Origin of the sequence: Massilia sp. BHUDP2, assembly GCF_046236355.1 — a bacterium.
Taxonomy (GTDB): Bacteria; Pseudomonadota; Gammaproteobacteria; order Burkholderiales; family Burkholderiaceae_D; genus Telluria; species Telluria varians.
Window position 1 is genome coordinate 1,909,235 of the sequence record NZ_JBJUVW010000001.1, and the last position, 19,783, is coordinate 1,929,017.

The following is a 19,783-nucleotide window of genomic DNA, read 5'->3' on the forward strand; positions in this document are numbered from 1 at the left end:
TTGACAACGGTTGTTTGCAGAATACTGAGGATCGCCAAATAAAAAACGCGTCCCGAAGGACGCGTTTTGTGGAGGGACAGGGGGATCAGGCGGCGGCGCGCACCGGCTCCAGGTCCTTGTCGCCGTCGACCGGCACGCGGCCGTGCAGGACGTCGTCCATGCGCTGGGTGTCGAGTTCCTTCTCCCACTTCGACACCACCACCGTGGCGACGCCGTTGCCGACGAAGTTGGTCAGGGCGCGGGCTTCGCTCATGAAGCGGTCGATGCCGAGGATCAGGGCCATGCCGGCCACCGGGATGGTCGGGACCACCGCCAGCGTCGCCGCCAGGGTGATGAAGCCGGCGCCGGTGATGCCCGATGCGCCCTTCGAGGTCAGCATCGCCACCGCCAGGATGGTCAGTTCCTGCATCAGGGTCAGGTCGGTGTTGGTTGCCTGGGCAACGAACAGGGCTGCCATCGTCATGTAGATGTTGGTGCCGTCCAGGTTGAACGAGTAGCCGGTCGGGACCACCAGGCCGACCACCGGCTTGGAGCAGCCGAGGCGTTCGAGCTTGCGCATCAGGGCCGGCAGGGCGCTTTCCGACGAGCTGGTGCCGAGCACGATCAGCAGTTCTTCCTTGATGTACTTGATGAAGCGGATGATCGAAAAGCCGGTGAACTTGGCGATGAGGCCCAGCACGCCGATCACGAACACGAAGCAGGTCAGGTAGAAGGAGCCCATCAGCTTGGCCAGCGGCAGCAGCGAATCGAGGCCGTACTTGCCGATGGTGAAGGCCATCGCGCCGAAGGCGCCGATCGGGGCGGCTTTCATGACGATGTTCACCACGCCGAAGATGGCGTGCGAGAAGTCGTCGATCATCCTGGTCACCGGACGGCCACGCTCGCCCAGCATCGACAGCGAGAAGCCGAACAGCAGCGCGATCAGGAGGACCTGCAGGATGTCGCCCTTGGCGAAGGCATCGACGAAGGTGTTCGGGATGATGTTCATCACGAAGTCGACGGTGCTCTGGTCCTTGGCTTTCGCCGTGTACTGGGCGATGGACGAGGCATCCAGGTGGGCGGCGTCGACGTTGAAGCCGGCGCCCGGCTTGACCCAGTTGGCGACTACCAGGCCGATGGCCAGCGCGAAGGTCGAGACGACCTCGAAGTAGAGCAGGGCCTTGCCGCCGACGCGGCCGATTTTTTTCATGTCCTGCATGCCGGCGATACCGGCGACGACAGTACAGAAGATCACCGGGGCGATGATCATCTTGATGAGCTTGATGAAGCCGTCTCCCAAGGGCTTCATCTTCGCGCCCAGTTCAGGGTAGAACACCCCCAGCAGCACGCCAAGCACGATGGCGAACAGCACCTGGACATACAGGACTTTATAGAATGGCTTTTTCATGGCAACGCTTCGTAGTGAAGTTTGTGGTGTTGCCATGTTCACCGAAGCATGCCGCCGTATCTATTGTGGATATCCGCAGGCCTTATATCTTGCACGGGATATGTGGATCCTGTATTGCCTGATATTTTCGAAGCCGCAGGGGGCTTCGTTGATGAAAGTCTGTATCGCCGTGCCTCTTTACGCCGCGTGGCACCGTACCAAACGCACTACGGGTGTCTGCGCTGCATTACCGCAAATGTTACGCGCGACCGGCCTCGACCCATGACCCACATCAAAACCTCTCCGGCTTGCAGACGTAACATTGATTTGCGCTAGCTCAAAACAGCTCGAAAAGACTAGGTTTGCATTGGAGAATTCTTGCTATCCAGATAATTGGCGCAGCGAACCGTGGTCGGCTCGTTGGAGGGAGATGATGCTTCAATCAAATAACCGCCGCAAATTCTTGCGCAGCTCCGCACTTGGTCTGACCATCCCTGCATTCATGCAGGATGCGCTCGCACAGAAGAACCTGCAGCGCCGGCTTGATTGGGAAGCGTTCAAGGTGACCACGCAATATGATTCACTCTTGAACGCCATTCGTCGGATGAAGGCGAATACCAACCCAGCCGACCCCAATAGTTGGGAGTACTGGACAGCGGTACACATCAACTATTGCCCTCACAACGTGCCGTATTTCTACGCCTGGCACCGGGGATACCTGTATTACTTCGAACGACAACTAAAGACAGTGTCGGGTGACAGTCGGCTGGCGCTCCCATACTGGGATTATTATGCGTCGCCTGCGTTGCCGGCCGAATTTACCAACGCCAGTACGACGAATCCGCTCTATGTTGAGCGCGTGAATACCGACGTTCGACAGGCGCTGACCCTGGCACCGTTCTCTCCAACGCTCACAAACTTTCCGCGTGGGATGGTCAATGCATTCGAGCCGAGCCTGGAAAGTGCACCGCACAACCCTGTACACGACATTATCGGAAACACGATGGCTACCATGCGTTCGCCGGTCGATCCGATCTTCTGGCTGCACCATGCAAACGTGGACCGTCTATGGGTAGCGTGGGTGGCGGCCGGGGGAGGACGGACCATGCCGTCGAAAAAATCGGCGTACTGGTCAGGCAATCACGTCTATGCGTCGACGCTCAGCATGGCGCGCAGTGCAACCTATGATACCCGGAGCGTCTTGCAATATTCCTACCAGAACGAATCGCTGCCTACCAGGCTCCCACTTGCTCAGTTGTCTCCGGCAAAAATTCACCGGGTACAAGCGGAACCTGGGCAGAGGTTGGCGACGCTCCCGCCATTGGGCACGTTCCCAGTGACTGCAGCCCGGGCAACAAGCGAGACCAGGTTCTCTATCGGCGGGGCGCGTCGTATCGGCCTGGACGAACGCTCGATCAGTGCTCAGTTACCGGTTTCTTCCTCGCATTGGAAAGCATTGCAGGAGATCATGCGTGGAAATGCCGCCAGTGTTCCAGGCAGTTCCAAGCAGTATCGCTCGGTTGTGCTGGTCCTGGATGAGGTCGAGCTTTCGGAAGGAGGGAGAAAAGGGGGGTTCTATTACCAGGTTTATTTGAACATCCCGGCAGATGGCGGGCCGTCAAGCACACCTATTTCCGTGCTGATCGGGACCCTGGGAGCTTTCCAGGTCTCAGGTGCAAGCCACCATGGACATGGCAGTGTGCAGCTCGCCTATCCGATTGGCAGGAAGCTGGCTGGCGCTTCCAGCCTGCAGGTCGGGTTGGCAAGCGTGTCTTTCGTGCGCGTCAACGGTAGCAAAGCCCCGCGCGGACCGGCGATCGGGATCGGGGAAGTAAGAATTGAACTAGCCACCGAAGACAGCCAATCCTAGCTCCGGTCAGCAAAGTCATCCGGTAGTGTCATGCGACATGACATGATCACCGCACGCGGCGGTACGCGCCTGCGTGCGGGGTTTCGCTAGTGGAGCTGACGCATCGTTCCCGACACTCTCGCATTCATCCGGCGCATCAGCGCATGGCCAAACTCGATGCCGGGCTTTTCAATCAAATGGTAGCCCAGATAGGACAGGCCAGCCACCCCGGCGAAAAACGACAGCCAGGACAGGTAGCCTGGGAGGCCGCCGAAATAATCGAAGCAAAGGTGCATGACAGGAACGTGGACAAGGTAGATGCCGTAGGAGTAGCGCGCGATCGTGCTGCTGCAGGACTGCAGCCATCGGGACTCCAGCTGGACACACCGGGGTATGAGTAGTCCCAAGCTCAGACAGCTGATCCAGGCCAATACGGTTGCGCTGAGGCCCATCCCTACAAGTAGCGGGTAGACGAAAGCCAACGTGCCGACATAGCCGAATAGCAGCAGCGATCCCCATGTCTTCGGCGCCCCGCGCAAGGTATAGGCAAGCACGCCGGGTAGAAAGCAGGGGAAAAATTTGATGAGATCCGTGTTCCATCCGAGTAGCAGGAACAGCGCAATCAATCCCAGGGATGCACACCATAGCAGGGCGACGGTGCGTGCCGAACGCCAGAGAGGGACGCTTGCAACGCTATACAGCGCGGGAAGAAACAGATACATCTGCAGTTCGAATGGAAGGCTCCACAGTACCGGTGTGATGTTGCTGTCGCCTGTCAGATTCTGAATAAGGAAAACATTACTCAAGAAAGTACTTAAGCTGGGTTGCGTGCCAGTTGCAATCCGTTCCAGCATGGCGAGCGTCACCACCACCACGATACTCATGGGGTAGATGCGGAAAGCACGAGCGACAAGAAACGACAGGGCGCTGGGAGGTGCGCCATTGATCACCGTATGCCGTTCGATCGATTGCAGCAGTACGAGGCAGGTATGGACGAAAAAGATCATCACGCCCAGCGTCCCAAGCGACTGGAGGTGGAACCAGCCCACCAGGGGCGGAAAATTGTCGAGCAAAAGGTGACTGCTGACGACAAACATGACTGCCATCGTCCGCAGGAGGTCGAGATTGGGTGAGCGTTCAGTCACGATATATTCAGCCCCGATATCACCGGTGCGGACCCCAGGGACGCTGAAGGACGTTCGATCACCAGATGGATGAGCCAACCAAGATGGATCACTTGGCAAATTTGTTTTTCAGGGCATGCAAGGCTCTGAAGGCAATGGTGCCTGCCCGGCTACTCTTACGCTGATGCAAAGCAACTTTCAATCGCCGAAGCTGGCAACGTGCGAATGCCTGCAGCACACAATCGACATTGGCGAGTAATCGTCTTGTCGAGCGGTACACCTGTAGCTCGTCCATGCCGATCCGCTGTCCCAACAAGCGTTGCTTGAATTCGAATTCACCGCCGCCTAGGTAGAACTTCGCACCGCCGCGGCGGATACATTCGCAGATGGTCAGGTAGGTACACAGCTTCCCGACACCATAACGTCCATATTCTGGTGCGTAGGCAGTGATGTCACCGAAAAAGCTTCTGCCAATCTGATAATTCACCGAACCGGCACACATTTTTCCGTCGATGCAGAGGAGCGATACGAAACCGCATTCCCTGGCCAACGCGAGGATGCGTTTGACGTCGTGGGTGAATTTCACCCCGCTGCCGCTGATCCTTTGCTCGCTCAGCCGTGCGATCGCACGGACCGTGTCCTCATCGATCTCCTCCTTCACCAGGAAGCGCATCGTCAACGAAGGGAAAGTTTTGCTCGCGGTATTCAGCTGATGTCGGATGCTGGTCCGGGTCGTTTTTCCAAGGCTGGCGGTGTATGCTTCAGGCGTTGCTGGAAGCGAGACCAGGTAGGTGTCTTTCGCATTGAAGCGCTGAAATGGGTAGGCCAGGCTCCCAGTACAGCAGTCGAGTGCGTTGAAGCTGATGACATCGATGCGCGGAAATGAGTTGAAGATCGATTGAACGAAGCGTGTCAGTTCAGCTGCGTCGATGTGAAACATCTCATTCAGAACGAGCACACGCCTGCGCTCGATGCGAAAGACCAGGATCTCCAATACGCTGTCCAGTTTCCGCGCCACGTAGCAACTCGCATTGTCCGTGCGTCGGAATACCCTGAAGAACGGCAATGAGGCGTGCAGCGTTTCATAGCACCTGTTTAATTCCTGTTCGATTTCCAGCGGAATTTCGTCATGAAAGATCGAAACGGACACGCCATTGTCGGCAGTAAGCACGCTAGTCGTCATAGGAGCATCATTTTTGTTCTGTTGACAAAGAATCCAGGTGAGCTGATCCGTGAATTGGCAGTAGCCGAATCGCTACGAAGCCACGTCCGGGAGACGGCAGCGTGCTGTCCGGGCTAGTTATCTAATGAGTGCAACTTCCTCTCAAGAATATTTGCGCCGCGTCAGAGATTTTCGTTCATCTTGACGAGTAAGCTTTGATGCAGCGCAAATGTCGGCCGAGTCCGCTTTGGTCCGAGCCTCGATGCCGAATGGCAGGCCCGGCATTGCATTCCTGAGGAAACCGGTAGAGCTGCATAGTGGCACGCCTCTGTCATGAAGGATTACGCTCTTCATAGGCCAGTTGCCGGACAGCTCGCTTTGTATGTCGGGCGCAAGCAACCTGATCAAGACTTGGTTTGATCATTCTCAAAGGTCGTAGTTGTGCTTGCTTGCTTGGCGACGTTCCCCTCTAAACTGCCTTTCATGGTCTGGTTCATACGGAGGAGAATGAAATGAAGCAATTGAATCGTGGTAGGCGAAAACTGCTCATGACGGGGGTAGCGGGCGCAATTGCCCAATGCTTGCCCCGGCCTGGTCTTGCCCAATCACAGCATCGCATCCGTCAGGAATGGCAGCAGTTCAAAATGGGTAGCCATTACGCGTCGTTCGTGAAGGGAATCGCCGCAATGCGCCAGAATACCAATCCATCGGACCGCAAGTCCTTGCAATACTGGGCGAACGTACACGTCAATTTTTGTCCACACGGGGCGCCCTACTTCATCGCATGGCACCGGGGGTATCTGCATTATTTCGAACAAGAACTTCGATTGGCTTCAGGCGACCCGGAATTGAATGTCCCCTACTGGGATTATTATTCGTATCCGACAATACCAGCCGAATTCACCGACTCGACGCCGGGAAATCCCCTCTACCGGCCACGCATGGGCACGAATATCCACGGCGCACTGGACTTGCTGCCTTTCGCGCCCGACGTCTACAATTTCCAGCACGGGACCCCGAATGCCTTCGAGCCGAAGCTCGAAAACGTGCACAACTCCGTACATAACCTCATCGGCGGATTGATGGCGACGATGCAGTCGCCACTCGACCCGATCTTCTATTTGCATCACGCGAATATCGATCGGCTTACCCATGCGTGGGCTCTTCCTGACGGCAAGGGTATTCCCCTGTCGGCGCATCCGTATTCAAGCACGAACAGCGACCCGTACTGGGCCGGTAACCATGACTACGCGACCGACCTGAGCATGGAACGTTGGTGGACCCTGATACCGACCTGGCTCGGCAATGACTATGCAAGTAACAACGTTCCAAACACGCTTCCAGCGCCGTACACCACTGCTGCGCGCAATGGCACTGGCAACACGGCGGCGACGACACAGGCCGCGTCGAGCAAGCGGCCGCCGTTGCGCGCCTTCGCGCCGGTGGCCAGGCGCCGTATCTCGGATACGCGTCGCGTCCTCGGCGGGGCGGCACAGTTTGCGTTCGATGAGCGTTCCGGTTCGATACGCTTGGGGCTGGACCCTGTCGATGCGGCCGAATTGGCCTTGATTGCCTCCGGCACGTCAGCTGTGGTCGACGCTGCGAGACAGCAGGCCCTGGCTGCCAAGCTCGTTATCGACCGCGCGCTGCTGACTGGACTCGCCAAGGATGGCGGGTATTTCTATGCGCTCTATCTGAACATGCCGGACACGTTTGCATCGCACGCCGAGCGTGCGCGCTTCCTTATCGGGAGCCTGGGACCGTTTCAGATTGCCGGGGCGTCGCACCATGGGCCGGCGAGACTGGAGTTCGACATCAGTGAGCTTCTCACGCGTCAACGTCCGAAAGACCTGTCGACATTAACCTTGTCCTGGGTCCGTATCGATGGAGACAATCCACCGGCGGGGAGGACCATCATCGTGGATGAATTCCGCATCGAGATGGCATACGAGCCGATAGTGCCCCGGGTTCCCTCCCTGACGAAGCCGCCGGGTTGGTATGGCCGCAGGCGATAGTGCGTGAGGATGCCAGGCGTCGAACTGCGGCGCCTGGCAACTCAGTAGGGCCTGCCGCTCACCTCCAGCGGCAGCCTCCACAGCGCCCCCGCCCCGGTGATATACAAGGTCTTGCCGTCCTTGCCCCCGAACGCCGCATTGGTGACATTGGCATCCACCCGGATCGTCGCCAGCTGCCCGCCCTGCGGCGAAAACACGCGCACCCGCCTGGCCCCATGCTCGGTCACGTACAAGTTGCCGTGGCAATCGACCGTCATGCCGTCCGCACCTTCCAGTCCGCTCACCAGGGAGCGCCCGGCCTGCGGCACGCCTTTGACGATCGGATAGGCCACCAGCAAGCCGTCGCTGGCGTTCACGTACAAGACGTCCCCGGCGGGCGACAGCGCGATCCCGTTGGGATTGGGACGGGTGCCGTCCACCAGCGTCACCTCGCCGTTCGTGCCGACGCGGTAGACGCCCGTCACCGGCTGCCCGCCGGGCGCGGCCGCCTTTTGCCAGTCCGGATCGGTAAAGTAGATCGTTCCGTCGCCCGCGATGGCGATGTCGTTGGGCGAGTTGAACGCATCCCCCTTGAAACCGGCGGCCAGCCGCACGGCCTGGCCATCCGGCTCATGGCGCACCAGCGCCTTGTCCTTGTGGCTGGCCAGCACCAGCCTGCCGGCGGCGTCCACCGCCAGGCCGTTGCTGCCGCTGTTCTCGATCGCGGTGCTTACGGTGCCGTCCTGGGCCAGCTTGCGCACGCGCGAGGGAAAGCCCTTGGCAAAGCTGAAGTCGGAGAAGTAGAGCGCATCCTTGATCCACACCGGCCCCTCGAACAGGCCGGGTTCGGCGCGCGAGGCCGTGACGGCGGCAACGCGTTCGGCCTGAAGTATGCCGGAAGGCGGAGCGCCGCAGGATGCGGCGAGGGCATTCGTCGCCACCAGGGCGAGCGACAGGAATAACACGTTTGTGGACACAGGCATCAACCCTCCAGGTCCCCGAGCGACTGCTCGATCCCGAGCTGCACGTCGCGCAGGAAGGCGCCGCCCTGTTCGGACAGGGCAATGCCCGGCACGGCCAGCTCCACCAGGCATACCAGGGCCTGGCGGAACCACTCCATGTCCGTGCCCATGAGGGGCAGGGCGTGGGCGTCGTTCAGGTAGTGGACCGCGCGCGTGAGCAGGTTCGGATCGCGTCCGGCGCGGGCGACACCGGGCGCGAAATCGACGACTTCGCGGAAGAAACGGTCTGCCAGGGTCTCCAGGATGTCGTTCGAGACCTGGGGCTGCCCGGCGGCCAGCACCACCCGGGCCAGTTCCTGGCAGGCGTCCTGCAAGCTCTGTTCGTCGAGGCGCTCGGTCATGGTGGCCTTTACTGTGCGGCCCAGCCGCCGTCCATGTTCCAGGCCACGCCGCGCACCTGGTCGCCGGCCGGGCTGCAGAAGAACACGGCCAGCGCGCCCAGTTCCGCCGGGGTGACGAACTCGCCGGAAGGCTGCTTTTCGCTCAGCAGGGCCTTCTTGGCCGCGTCGTTCGAGAGGCCGTCGCGGGCGGCGCGGTCGTCCACCTGTTTCTGCACCAGCGGGGTCAGGACCCAGCCCGGGCAGATCGCGTTGCAGGTCACGCCGGTCGCGGCGAGTTCGAGCGCGGTCACCTTGGTGAAGCCCACCAGGCCATGCTTGGCCGCGACATAGGCCGACTTCCCGGCCGAGCCTACCAGGCCGTGCACCGAAGCCAGGTTGATGATGCGGCCCCAACCCTTCTGCTTCATGCCGGGGATGGCCAGGCGGCTGGTATGGAAGGCCGAGGTCAGGTTGATGGCGATGATCGCGTCCCACTTCTCGGCCGGGAACTCGTCCACGGTGGCCACGTGCTGGATGCCTGCGTTGTTGACCAGGATGTCGACACCGCCGAACTTGTCGGCAGCAAAACGCATCATCGCCTCGATCTCGGCCGGCTTGCTCATGTCGGCATTGTGGTAGGCGGTCTGCACGCCGAATTCGGTGCCCACGTCCGTGTAGAGCTTCTCGATCTGCTGGGCGTCGCCGAAGCCGTTGAACACGATGTTGGCGCCCTGTTCCGCCAGCGAACGGGCGATCCCCAGGCCGATGCCCGAGGTGGAACCGGTGACGAGTGCTGTTTTACCGCTGAGCATATTGGATTTCATTGCGTCCTCTTTCGTGGGTGAACGGGTTGCTTCCTCAGAATTGGTAGAATTCTAATGGCAATGCCAAGTAAAATGGCGTGTTGCGATGCAAAGTAACCAATATTGTCATGACTGAGCGGGGGCGAAGGTGCAAATCGGCGAAGCCAGATTGAAAAGCGTGCAGTGCAGTTCGCCCGCCGGCCTGCACCGCATGGCCTACAAGGAGTGGGGCGACCCCGCGAATCCGAAGGTGCTGGTCTGCGTGCACGGCGTCACGCGCGTGGCCAACGACTTCGATGGTCTGGCGCGGGCACTGAGCGACGAATACCGCGTGGTCTGCCCGGACGTGGTCGGCCGCGGCCGCTCCGGCCGCCTGCGCGATCCGGAGTACTACACGGTGCCGCAGTATGTCGCCGACATGGTCACGCTGATCGCGCGCGTCACCCAGGACGACACCCTCGGGGTGCACTGGTTCGGCACCTCCATGGGCGGCCTGATCGGCATGATCCTGGCCTCGCTCGAAGACAGCCCGATCCGCAAGCTGGTCCTCAACGACATCGGTCCGGTGCTGGACCAGGGCGCGCTGGCCCGCATCGGCGAGTACATCGGCCAGGACATCCGCTTCCCCGACTTCGACACCGGCGCGGCCTATGTGAAGGCCGTGTCGATGTCCTTCGGTCCGCACACCGAGGAAGAATGGTTCAAGCTGGCGAGCGACGTGCTGCGCCAGGAGCCGGGCGGCCAGTGGGTGCGCCATTACGATCTCGGCCTGGCCCAGCCTTTCCGCGCCATCACGCCGGAGCGCGCGGCCGGCGACGAGGCCCAGCTGTGGGCGGCCTGGGATGCGATCCGCTGCCCGACCTTGCTCGTGCGCGGCGCGCAGTCCGACCTGCTGTCGCGCGAGACGGCCCTGGAGATGTGCACGCGTGGACCGAAGCCGCGCCTGGTCGAGATCCCGGGCGTGGGCCATGCGCCCACCTTCGTGCGTGCGGACCAGATCGCGATCGCACGCGAATTTTTAGTCGGCGGAGCATGAGGCTTCCGCCACGTTTTATAAGAAAGCAGCTATGGAAATCAAACGACTCCACGTAGGCAAGCGCCTGTCCGAAACCGCCATCCACAACGGCACCGTCTACCTGGCCGGCCAGATCGCCGAAGACACCACCCAGGGCATCGAAGGCCAGATGCGCGAGGTGCTGGGCCACGTCGACCGCCTGCTGAACGAAGCCGGCAGCGACAAGTCCTGCGTGCTGATGTGCCAGATCTTCATTTCGAGCATGGAGCACTTCGCCGGCATGAACAGCGTCTGGGACGAGTGGGTGCCGCAGGGCCACACCCCGCCGCGTGCCACCGTCGAGGCCAAGCTGGCCAATCCCGCATGCCTGGTCGAGGTCTGCATCACCGCAGCACTGCGCTGAGTCGGAGGCATACAAGCTAGATGGTATCAAGCGTTCTACTCGGTGACGCCAGCACCCAGCTGGTCCAGGGACTCAGCGTGGAAGACTGCGCGCGGGTCCAGACGGCGCTCGACTACGCCAGCAGCATGTACGGCGAGCGCAGGGCCGGCACGGGCCAGGATGCGTTCGAGTTCTCGCTCGGCGTGGCCGGCACGCTGGCGGTGCTGCGCACCGACGCCGAAACCCGCATCGCCGGCCTGCTGTTCGAGCTGGCGATGATGGATCCGGCGGTGGCGGGCTCGCTCGAGGAGCGCTTCGGCAAGGAAGTGTCCGACCTGGTGCAGGGCGTATACCAGCTGGTCAAGCTGCGCGACCTCACGGCCGGCAAGGACCAGGTGGCGGAAGCGAAAAATGCGGGCAAGAACGCCGCCCAGCAGGCCGCCGCCCAGGTCGAGACCCTGCGCAAGATGCTGCTGGCGATGGCCTCGGACATGCGCGTGGTGCTGATGCGCCTGGCCGCCTGCGCCGCCAGCCTGCGCTATTTCTCGGAGCAGAAGCGCTTCGACGAGGTCACCCGCGCCTATGGCCGCGAGGTGCTCGAATTCTATGCGCCGCTGGCCAACCGGCTCGGCATCTGGCAGCTCAAGTGGGAGCTGGAAGACCTGTCCTTCCGCTTCATCGAGCCGGACGCCTACAAGCAGATCGCCAAGATGCTCGAAGAGAAGCGCATGCAGCGCGAAGGCTTCGTGCAGTCCTCGATCGACCGGCTGGAAAAGGAGCTGCGCGACGCCGGCATCAAGGCCGAGGTGTCGGGGCGGCCGAAGCACATCTACAGCATCTGGAAGAAGATGCGCGGCAAGGAGCTCGATTTCTCCTCGCTGTACGACGTGCGCGCCTTCCGCGTGATCGTCGAGGACGTCAAGGCCTGCTATACGGTGCTCGGCATCGTCCACAACATCTGGACCCCGATCCCGAAGGAGTTCGACGACTACATCTCGCGCCCGAAGCCGAACGGCTACCAGTCGCTGCACACGGTCGTCACCGCCGAGGACGGGCGGCCGCTGGAGGTGCAGATCCGCACCCAGGAAATGCACAACTTCGCCGAGTACGGCGTGGCCGCGCACTGGCGCTACAAGGAAGAGGGCGGCTCCAACTTCAAGAGCCAGAAATACGACGAGAGGATCGCCTGGCTGCGCCAGCTGCTGGCCTGGAAGAGCGACGTGGCCGACGTGGTCGCGGGCCAGGAAGACCTGCAGAAGGAATGGGTCGAAAAGCTCAAGGCCGCCACCCTGGACGACCGCATCTTCGTCCTGACTCCGCAGGCGCGGGTGCTGGAACTGCCGCAGGGCGCGACCCCGATCGACTTCGCCTATCACCTGCACAGCGAGGTGGGCCACCGCTGCCGCGGCGCCAAGATCGACGGCGTGATGGTGCCGCTGAACACGCCTTTGCGCAACGGCCAGACCTGCGAGATCATCACTGCCAAGGGGCCGACCGGCACCCAGGGGCCGTCGCGCGACTGGCTCAGCCCGGGCTATACGGTCAGCAGCCGGACCCGGTCGAAGATCCGCGCGTGGTTCCACGCGCAGGAACAGGCCGAGACCCTGGCCCAGGGGCGCGCGCTGGTCGAAAAATCGCTCCAGCGCGAGGGCAAGACCGCCGTCAACCTGGAAGCGCTGGCGCAAAAGCTCGGCTTTGCCAAGGTCGACGAGCTGTTCATCCAGGTCGGCAAGGAGAAGTTCAGCCTGCGCCACGTGGAAGCGGCCCTGCACGACACGGTGGAAGCGCCGCCGCCCGTCGACGAAGCGGTGGTCAACAAGAGCCGCGCTTCGAGCGTGGAGCAGGGCGCCAAGTCGGGCGTGCTGGTGGTCGGCACCGAGGGCCTGATGACCATGCTGGCCAAGTGCTGCAAGCCGGCGCCGCCGGACCCGATCTGCGGCTTCGTCACGCGCGGCAAGGGCGTCTCGATCCACCGCCTCAGCTGCAAGAACTTCGCCGAGATGCGCGCCAAGGCGCCGGAGCGGGTGATCCAGACCGAATGGGGTTCGGCCGGGCTGGAGACCGTGTATCCGGTCGACCTGTTCATCCTGGCGATGGACCGGCAGGGACTGCTGCGCGATATCTCGGATGTGTTCATGCGCGAGAAGATCAACGTGATCGGCGTGAACACGCAAAGCAGCAAGGGGCAGGCGCGCATGGTCTTCACCGCGGAGATCGGCTCGACCGGGCAGCTGAACAAGGCGCTGGCGGCGATCGCGGAAGTGAAGGGGGTGATGGAGGCGCGCCGCCAATGACGGGGTTCGCGCTGCCGCCGGTATCAATTCGATACAAAAAACGGGCATATCCACCAAAATTTGTATCATATTGACACCATGCGCCGAACCCTCGACCTCTACGCCAAGCCTAGCCTGTGGGGCCTCGCGTTCCTGCGCTACCTGCGCAGCTGGTGGTACATGGTGCACCTGGGCGCGGTCGCGCTGGTGATGGCGCTGTCGCCCTCGACCTACAACCGCGCCAACCGGCTGGCGGCCGCGCGCCACATCTACGCCAGCACCTGGCAGGTGCTGCCGGGGTTCTCGCTGGCCTCGGCCCTGATCAGCCTGGTCATCATCCGCATCGTGCTGGTCACGGCCAAGAGCTACGGGCTGTCGCATTTCGCGCTCGAGATGGTGGTGCGGGTGCTGGTGCTGGAACTGATTCCCCTCTCCGCCGCGATGTTCGTGGCCCTGCGCGCCAGCATGGCCTTCGACGCGTCGGCCCTCGGGCTGGCGCGCGCCGGCCTGTCGCCGCAGGCCGCCAACGACGAAGCCCTGCGCCGCCTGCGGCGCGACATGGTGCCGCAGCTGCTGGCGAACTCGGTCGCCGTGACCAGCCTGGCCATGGTCACCAGCACCATCGTGCTGGTGCTGGCCTACCTGAACGTGTACGGCCTGCTGCCCTGGGGGATCGCGGACTACACACGTACCGTCGGCCGCGTGTTCTCGCCTACGGTGACGATCGGCTTCGTGCTCAAGACCGTGTTCTTCGGCCTGGCCGTGGCCCTGATCCCGACCGCCGCCATCCTCGAGCTGCAGCGCTATCCGCGCCGCGTGCATTCCACCGTGCAGCCGGGCGCGCTGCGCCTGCTGTTCGTGCTCCTGGTGATCGAGGCCGCCTCGCTGGCGCTGAAATATATTTAAAAGAATAGGAAGCCATGACCGAACCTTTGCCGGACGAACCGAAACATGTCGAACTCAAGGCGATGATCCTCCTGGCGGCGATCGGCATCCTGGTCGTCGCCTTTTTCGGCTACGTGATGCACGCGCGCGGCGTGTTCGAGCCGACCCAGCGCCTGGTCCTGGAAACCGACGACTCGTCCGGCGTCATCCCCGGCATGGACATGAGCTTCGCCGGCTTCCCGATCGGGCGCGTCAGCCAGGTCGAGCTCTCGCCCGAGGGCAAGGTGCGCATCCTGGTCGACGTGCAGAGCAAGGATGCCAAGTGGCTGCGCACCTCGAGCGTGTTCACGCTGGAGTCGAGCATTGTCGGCGAAACCCGGCTGCGCGCCTTCACCGGCGTGCTGAACGATCCGCCGCTGCCCCCCGGCGCCACCCGCCAGGTGCTGCGCGGCGACGCCACCGCCGAGATCCCGCGCATCGTCGCCACCGCCAGAGCGCTGCTGGAAAACCTGGAGACCATGACGGCGAACGATTCCGACATCAACGCCAGCCTGGCCAACATCAATGCCGTCACCGGACGCCTGAACGGTCCCGGCGGGGTGCTGGGCGGCGTGATGGGCGGCGATGCCGAGGCACGCAAGCTGCGCGAGGCGCTCGACCGCATCAACTCCCTGCTGGGCAAGACCGAGCAGCGCGTCTACGGCAAGAACGGCGTGATGGACGACGCCCAGGTGGCGATCCGCCAGCTGCACGTGGTGCTGCAGGATGCCAGCACCACGCTCAAGAAGGTGGACGCGGTGCTGGTCGAGGCCCAGGCCGTCGGCGCCAATGCGCGCGTGGCCACCCAGGACCTGGGCGCGCTGCGCGGCGAGGTCGACGCCAGCCTGCGCAAGGTGAACCGCCTGGTGGACGAGATCAACCGCAAGTGGCCCTTCGCCCGCAGCAACCAGGAGATCAAGCTGCCATGAGAGTCTATGCTTTCCTCGCCGTGGCCATGCTGGCGGCCTGCGCCAGCAAACCGCTGCCGCCCGACTGGCAGGCTGATGCCAAGGGCGCCCTCGACGGCTCCGTCGAGGATTACCTGAAAGGGCACACCGCTGCCGCGGCCGCGGAGTTCCGCACTGCGCGTACGGCCACCACGAGTACCGGCCGTGCCGATCATGTGGCCCAGGTCGAACTGGTGCGCTGCGCCGCACAGGTAGCCAGCCTCGACTTCGACGACTGCCCGGGCTACGCCGCGCTGGCGCAGGAAGCCACGCCGGAACAGCGCGCCTACGCTGACTATCTCTACGGCCGCTGGGAGGGCTTGAACGTGGCGCTGCTGCCCGGGCAGCACCAATCCGTCGTCGCCACCGGCCAGGTCGCCGCCGTGGCCGATCCGCTGGCGCGCCTGGTGGCCGCCGGTGCCGCCTTCAAGGCCGGGCGCATCAGCCCGGAGGGCATCGTGCAGGCCATCGACACGGCCTCGAACCAGGGCTGGCGCCGGCCGCTGCTGGCCTGGCTCGGGGTGCAGGCGCAGCGCGCCGAGGCGGCCGGCGATGCGCAGGAAGTGCAGCGCATCCGGCGCCGGATCGCGCTGGCCTCGGGGCAAGCTTGAGGCGCGGACCGCCGGTCAAGCGCATGTATGAGGAACTGAGCGGCACGAGCCAGCACCTCGAACCCTGAGCGCTTGCCGAGGAGCGCACATGCAGCGTCCCGACGTATTACTCATGGACATCTTGATTCGTCAACTGACGGCGCTCGGCGTCGGCCGCGGCAATGCGGTCATGACGCACGTCTCGCTGCGCGCCGTGGGGCCTCTCGCTGGCGGCCCGGCGGCCCTGCTCGAAGCGATCCTGGCCTGCGTCGGCGCGGAGGGCAACCTGATGGCTTATGTCTCCTGGAGCGACTCGCCGTACGAGGAGACACTCGGACAGGCTGCCATTCCGGACGCCGTGCGCGACAGCTGGCCGGCATTCGATCCCGCCCACGCGCCGATCTATCCCGGGTTCGGCGCCTTCAACGAGTTCATCCGGATGCACCCGGGATGCCGGCGCAGCGCGCACCCGGATGCCTCGATGGCGGCGATCGGCGCCGATGCGCTCTGGCTGGTCGCTCCCCATCCCATGGACAGCGCCTATGGTCCGGGTTCGCCGATCGAGCGTCTGCTGCACAAGCGCGGCAAGATCCTGTCGATCGGCGCCGGTCCGGACGCCATCACCGCCTTGCACTATGCCGAAGCGGTGGCGCGGATTCCCGGCAAGCGCCGCGTCAGCTATTCGATGCCCGTGCTGGATGAGGAAGGCAAGCGCGTGTGGGTGACGGCCTCGGACTGGGACTCGAACGGTATTCTGGACGAGTACGCGCAAGCCGGCCAGGCCGATGCGGTCGAGCGGATCGCGCGCGACTATCTTGCGCTCGGACGGCATCGGGAAGGGCAGGTGGGCCGCGCAGCAGCCCGGCTGATCGATGCGAACGATATTGTCCGCTTCGGCCAGGCCTGGCTCGAGCGGCGCCATGTGAACCGGAAGTGAGCCGCGGCCGGCCCCTATAAACTTTTCCCGGCCTGGCGCAAACGATAATTTCCGGTGCACAATTGAAGCGTACCCACTCAGCATACGCGCCATGACCGATCCTGCTCCCCAAGCCTTCGCCTGCGACGATGCCGGCGTCTACCGCACCCTGCTCGAATCGACCAAGGCCATCCCCTGGCGCATCGACTGGGCCACCATGCGCTTCACCTATATCGGTCCGCAGATCGAGGCGCTGCTCGGCTGGAGTCCGTCCAGCTGGCAGTCGGTCGACGACTGGGCTGTGCGCATGCACGAGGACGACCGCCAGAAGACCGTCGACTTCTGCGTCGCCCAGTCGAAGCAGGGTGTCGACCATGAGGCCGACTACCGCGCGCTGACCCGCGACGGCGACTACGTCTGGATCCGCGACGTGGTGCACGTGCTGCGCCGCCCCGACGGCAGCGTCGAGGCGCTGGTCGGCTTCATGTTCGACATCACGGCGCGCAAGCAGGCGGAAGACAAGATCCTGCAGCTGCAGCGCGAGCTCGAGGTGCTGTCCTACCGCGACAGCCTCACCGGCGTGGCCAACCGCCGCATGTTCGACACCCTGTACCCGGTCGAATGGGCCAAGGCGCATGCCACCGGGGAACCCCTGTCGCTGCTGGTGGTCGACGTCGACTACTTCAAGCAGTACAACGATTACTACGGCCACATGCAGGGCGACGAATGCCTGCGCCAGGTGGCCGCGGTGCTCGACGCCGGAGCGTCACGCTCGCGCGACCTGTGCGCGCGCCTGGGCGGCGAGGAATTCGTGCTGTTGCTGCCGGCGACCGATGCGGAGGCGGCCCGCAATGTGGCTGAGCGCTGCCGCCGGCTGCTGGCGCAGAAGGAGCTGGCGCACGCGCGTTCCGGCGTGGGCCGCCTGGTCACGGTCAGTATCGGCGCCGGCACCATCGTGCCAGGCAAGCAGGACCGTGCCGAGGTCTTCCTCGACCGCATCGACCGCCGCCTGTACCAGGCAAAGTCGGCCGGGCGCGATCAGGTCTGCGACAGCGAGGCCTGATCCGGCGAGGCCTGTTCCAGCGCGGGCCGCAGCGCCCACGGCAGCATGTTGTGGATGGTCGTCGCCGCCAGCGCCGCCTGCCCGGTCGCCACCGCGATCTGGTTCAGCCCGCGCGTGACGTCGCCCACCGCGAACAGCCCCGGCACCGAGGTGCGGCAATGGTCGTCCACCAGCAGCTTGCGGCACTCGACGGTTTCCGCCCCGAGCGAGCTGGCCAGGTCGGAGCGCGCGTTCTCGCCCAGCATCGGGTAGAACACGTCGCAGTGATAGTCTTCGCCGTCCTTGGTATGCAGGATCGGCTTCATGTCCTCGCTCATGCTCACGCCGGCCAGCGGCGAATCGATGTAGCGCACGTTGGCCGCGGCCAGGCGCTGGCGGTCCTCGTCGTTGATGGTCGATACCGGGCCGCGCTCGAACAGCAGCACGTCGGCGCTGAAAGTGCGCATGAACAGGGCGTGGCCGACCGGGTTGACCTCGGAGGTGACCACGCCGATGCGCTTGTCGATCACGTCCCAGCCGTCGCACACCGGGCACAGGCGCACCGCGCCGCAGCGCACCGCCTCGTCCCAGCGCTCGACCGGCATGCCGGCGTCGGCCACGCCGGTGGCCAGCAGCACCGTCAGGGCGCGGATCTGGCAGGGCTCGCCGCCATCCTGCGGCACATAGTCGCCGACGAACACGCCGTCTTCCAGGCGCAGGTCGAGGATCTCGCCGGGCATCACGCTGCCGCCGTAGTTGGCCAGCTGGGCGCGCAGGTTCTCGAGCAGGGCCACGCCGTTGATACCTTCCGGAAAGCCGGGGTAGTTGTGCGAGACCGGAATCCAGGACAGCCGGCTGTTGCCCTTGTCGACCAGGGCGATGTGGCGGGTGAAGCGGCGCAGGTAGACGCCGGCGGTCAGGCCCGCCGGTCCGCCGCCGATGATGAGGGTGTCGAATACGGTGCGTGAACAGTCCATGCGCCGATTATGCTGACCCGGCAGCGTCCCGGATATCGGCGTGCGGGCAGGGCGCGGGTAAGAGAGTGCTTACAAGGTGTCAAAGCGACTTGCCGCCGGCCGCCTCCGGCTGCAGGGTCACATGGTCGATGCCATGCTTTTCGCGCAGCATCGCGCGTACCGCGGCCAGCACGGTGGGCCACTGCTCGAGGCTGGCGATCTCCAGGTGACCGATCAGGGCGGGGTGGCCGGGCGACATGTCCCACACGTGCAGGTCGTGCACGTCGAGCACGCCCTCGATCGCCTTCAGGCTGGCGCCGACTTCGAGATAATCGATCTCGTGCGGGACGCCCTCCATCAGGAAGTGGTAGGACTCGCGCAGGATGCCGCTGGTGGAACGCAGGATCAGCATCGCCACGAAGATCGACAGGATCGGGTCGACCCGCAGCCAGCCGGTAAAGTAGATGATGGCGCCGGAGGCGATCGCGGCGATCGAACCGAGCAGGTCGCCCATCACGTTCACCAGCGCGGCGCGGGTGTTGATGCTCTGGTTGTCGCGCGACAGGATCCAGGCCACCAGCAGGTTGATGGAGGCGCCGATCGCGGCCACCACCAGCACCACGCCGCCCTGCACCGGTTCCGGGTGCAGCAGGCGCTGCACGGCTTCCCAGGCGATCCAGGCCACCAGCGCCAGCATCGCGAGGCTGTTCACGAAGGCTGCCAGCGCTTCGGCGCGCACGAAGCCGAAGGAGTGGCGCGAGGAGGGCGGGCGCTTGGCGATGGCCTGGGCCAGCAGCGCCAGGCCGAGGGCGGCGGCATCGGTCACCATGTGGCCGGCGTCGGAGATCAGGGCCAGCGAGTTCGAGATGAAGCCGGTAATGACCTCGATGACGGCGAACAGCAGGGTCAGGCCGAGCGCGACCCCGAGGGCCAGCTGGCTGCGTCCCTCGATGACGTGGGTATGGCTGGCATCGCCGTCGAGGTGGGCGTGCAGGTGGTCGGAAGAGGGCTCGGCTTGATCGGCTGACATCGTAAAAACGTGGCGATTTGTACAAGTTGCTAGTGTAATCCAAGGGCCAGGCGGGCTCGCCAGGAAAC

General features: G+C 63.6%; 18 protein-coding genes. 10 read left to right on the forward strand and 8 right to left on the reverse strand.

What is annotated here, in order from left to right; all coding sequences use genetic code 11:
* Positions 1-85: 85 nt before the first annotated feature.
* The gene (locus tag ACK6C6_RS08715) at positions 86-1,387 is read right to left on the reverse strand and encodes a dicarboxylate/amino acid:cation symporter (RefSeq protein WP_409266935.1); all 1,302 of its coding nucleotides are present in this window, start codon (positions 1,385-1,387) and stop codon (positions 86-88) included.
* Between the two features lie 409 nt (positions 1,388-1,796).
* Here ACK6C6_RS08715 and ACK6C6_RS08720 point away from each other — a divergent pair, with 409 nt between their 5' ends.
* The gene (locus ACK6C6_RS08720) at positions 1,797-3,236 is read left to right on the forward strand and encodes a tyrosinase family protein (RefSeq protein ID WP_409266936.1); all 1,440 of its coding nucleotides are present in this window, start codon (positions 1,797-1,799) and stop codon (positions 3,234-3,236) included.
* Between the two features lie 86 nt (positions 3,237-3,322).
* Here the strand turns inward: ACK6C6_RS08720 and ACK6C6_RS08725 are convergent, their stop codons facing one another.
* Both ACK6C6_RS08725 and ACK6C6_RS08730 read right to left on the reverse strand, forming a co-directional pair.
* Complete coding sequence (locus ACK6C6_RS08725; RefSeq protein ID WP_409266937.1) at positions 3,323-4,360, reverse strand: acyltransferase family protein; 1,038 nt, start codon at positions 4,358-4,360, stop codon at positions 3,323-3,325.
* Between the two features lie 88 nt (positions 4,361-4,448).
* On the reverse strand, positions 4,449-5,522 hold the full coding sequence (locus ACK6C6_RS08730; RefSeq protein ID WP_409266938.1) for a GNAT family N-acetyltransferase: 1,074 nt from the start codon (positions 5,520-5,522) through the stop codon (positions 4,449-4,451).
* Positions 5,523-6,013: 491 nt separating this feature from the next.
* On the opposite strand from ACK6C6_RS08730, the gene ACK6C6_RS08735 reads away from it, so the two are divergent.
* Positions 6,014-7,516, forward strand: coding sequence for a tyrosinase family protein (locus ACK6C6_RS08735; protein ID WP_409266939.1), 1,503 nt, complete (start codon positions 6,014-6,016; stop codon positions 7,514-7,516).
* A gap of 41 nt (positions 7,517-7,557) precedes the next feature.
* On the opposite strand, the gene ACK6C6_RS08740 is transcribed toward ACK6C6_RS08735, so the two are convergent.
* From ACK6C6_RS08740 to ACK6C6_RS08750, 3 genes are read right to left on the reverse strand one after another with little or no spacing between them, the layout of a single operon-like run.
* Positions 7,558-8,478: an SMP-30/gluconolactonase/LRE family protein gene (locus ACK6C6_RS08740; RefSeq protein ID WP_409266940.1), complete on the reverse strand. Its 921-nt coding sequence runs from the start codon at positions 8,476-8,478 to the stop codon at positions 7,558-7,560.
* The gene (locus tag ACK6C6_RS08745; protein WP_313029922.1) at positions 8,478-8,858 is read right to left on the reverse strand and encodes a hypothetical protein; all 381 of its coding nucleotides are present in this window, start codon (positions 8,856-8,858) and stop codon (positions 8,478-8,480) included. Before ACK6C6_RS08745 ends, ACK6C6_RS08740 begins: the two co-directional genes overlap by 1 nt.
* An 8-nt stretch (positions 8,859-8,866) precedes the next feature.
* Entirely contained in the window at positions 8,867-9,661 is a 795-nt protein-coding gene (locus tag ACK6C6_RS08750; RefSeq protein ID WP_209586330.1) for a 3-hydroxybutyrate dehydrogenase, read from the reverse strand.
* 133 nt (positions 9,662-9,794) lie between these two features.
* Here ACK6C6_RS08750 and ACK6C6_RS08755 point away from each other — a divergent pair, with 133 nt between their 5' ends.
* The 8 genes from ACK6C6_RS08755 (at position 9,795) to ACK6C6_RS08790 (ending at position 17,750) form a co-directional block, all read left to right on the forward strand.
* Complete coding sequence (locus ACK6C6_RS08755; protein WP_409267316.1) at positions 9,795-10,676, forward strand: alpha/beta fold hydrolase; 882 nt, start codon at positions 9,795-9,797, stop codon at positions 10,674-10,676.
* A gap of 31 nt (positions 10,677-10,707) precedes the next feature.
* Positions 10,708-11,058: a RidA family protein gene (locus ACK6C6_RS08760; protein ID WP_036206866.1), complete on the forward strand. Its 351-nt coding sequence runs from the start codon at positions 10,708-10,710 to the stop codon at positions 11,056-11,058.
* A 20-nt stretch (positions 11,059-11,078) separates the two neighbouring features.
* On the forward strand, positions 11,079-13,331 hold the full coding sequence (locus ACK6C6_RS08765; RefSeq protein WP_409266941.1) for a RelA/SpoT family protein: 2,253 nt from the start codon (positions 11,079-11,081) through the stop codon (positions 13,329-13,331).
* Between the two features lie 78 nt (positions 13,332-13,409).
* The gene (locus ACK6C6_RS08770) at positions 13,410-14,216 is read left to right on the forward strand and encodes an MlaE family ABC transporter permease (RefSeq protein ID WP_409266942.1); all 807 of its coding nucleotides are present in this window, start codon (positions 13,410-13,412) and stop codon (positions 14,214-14,216) included.
* A 14-nt stretch (positions 14,217-14,230) separates the two neighbouring features.
* Positions 14,231-15,163 (forward strand): MlaD family protein, encoded by a 933-nt coding sequence (locus ACK6C6_RS08775; RefSeq protein WP_209586333.1) that lies wholly within the window; start codon positions 14,231-14,233, stop codon positions 15,161-15,163.
* Complete coding sequence (locus ACK6C6_RS08780) at positions 15,160-15,792, forward strand: hypothetical protein (RefSeq protein WP_409266943.1); 633 nt, start codon at positions 15,160-15,162, stop codon at positions 15,790-15,792. The genes ACK6C6_RS08775 and ACK6C6_RS08780 overlap by 4 nt, the downstream gene beginning before the upstream one ends.
* Positions 15,793-15,904: 112 nt before the next feature.
* Complete coding sequence (gene aac(3) / locus ACK6C6_RS08785) at positions 15,905-16,708, forward strand: aminoglycoside 3-N-acetyltransferase (protein WP_409266945.1); 804 nt, start codon at positions 15,905-15,907, stop codon at positions 16,706-16,708.
* A 91-nt stretch (positions 16,709-16,799) separates the two neighbouring features.
* Complete coding sequence (locus ACK6C6_RS08790; RefSeq protein WP_209586336.1) at positions 16,800-17,750, forward strand: sensor domain-containing diguanylate cyclase; 951 nt, start codon at positions 16,800-16,802, stop codon at positions 17,748-17,750.
* Here the strand turns inward: ACK6C6_RS08790 and ACK6C6_RS08795 are convergent.
* Together ACK6C6_RS08795 and ACK6C6_RS08800 are read right to left on the reverse strand one after the other, a co-directional pair.
* A complete protein-coding gene (locus tag ACK6C6_RS08795; protein ID WP_409266946.1) occupies positions 17,726-18,706 on the reverse strand; it encodes an NAD(P)/FAD-dependent oxidoreductase in 981 nt (326 codons plus the stop codon). The two genes, ACK6C6_RS08790 and ACK6C6_RS08795, sit on opposite strands and share 25 nt — an antisense overlap.
* Before the next feature lie 79 nt (positions 18,707-18,785).
* Positions 18,786-19,715: a cation diffusion facilitator family transporter gene (locus tag ACK6C6_RS08800; RefSeq protein WP_292042488.1), complete on the reverse strand. Its 930-nt coding sequence runs from the start codon at positions 19,713-19,715 to the stop codon at positions 18,786-18,788.
* Positions 19,716-19,783: the final 68 nt, after the last annotated feature.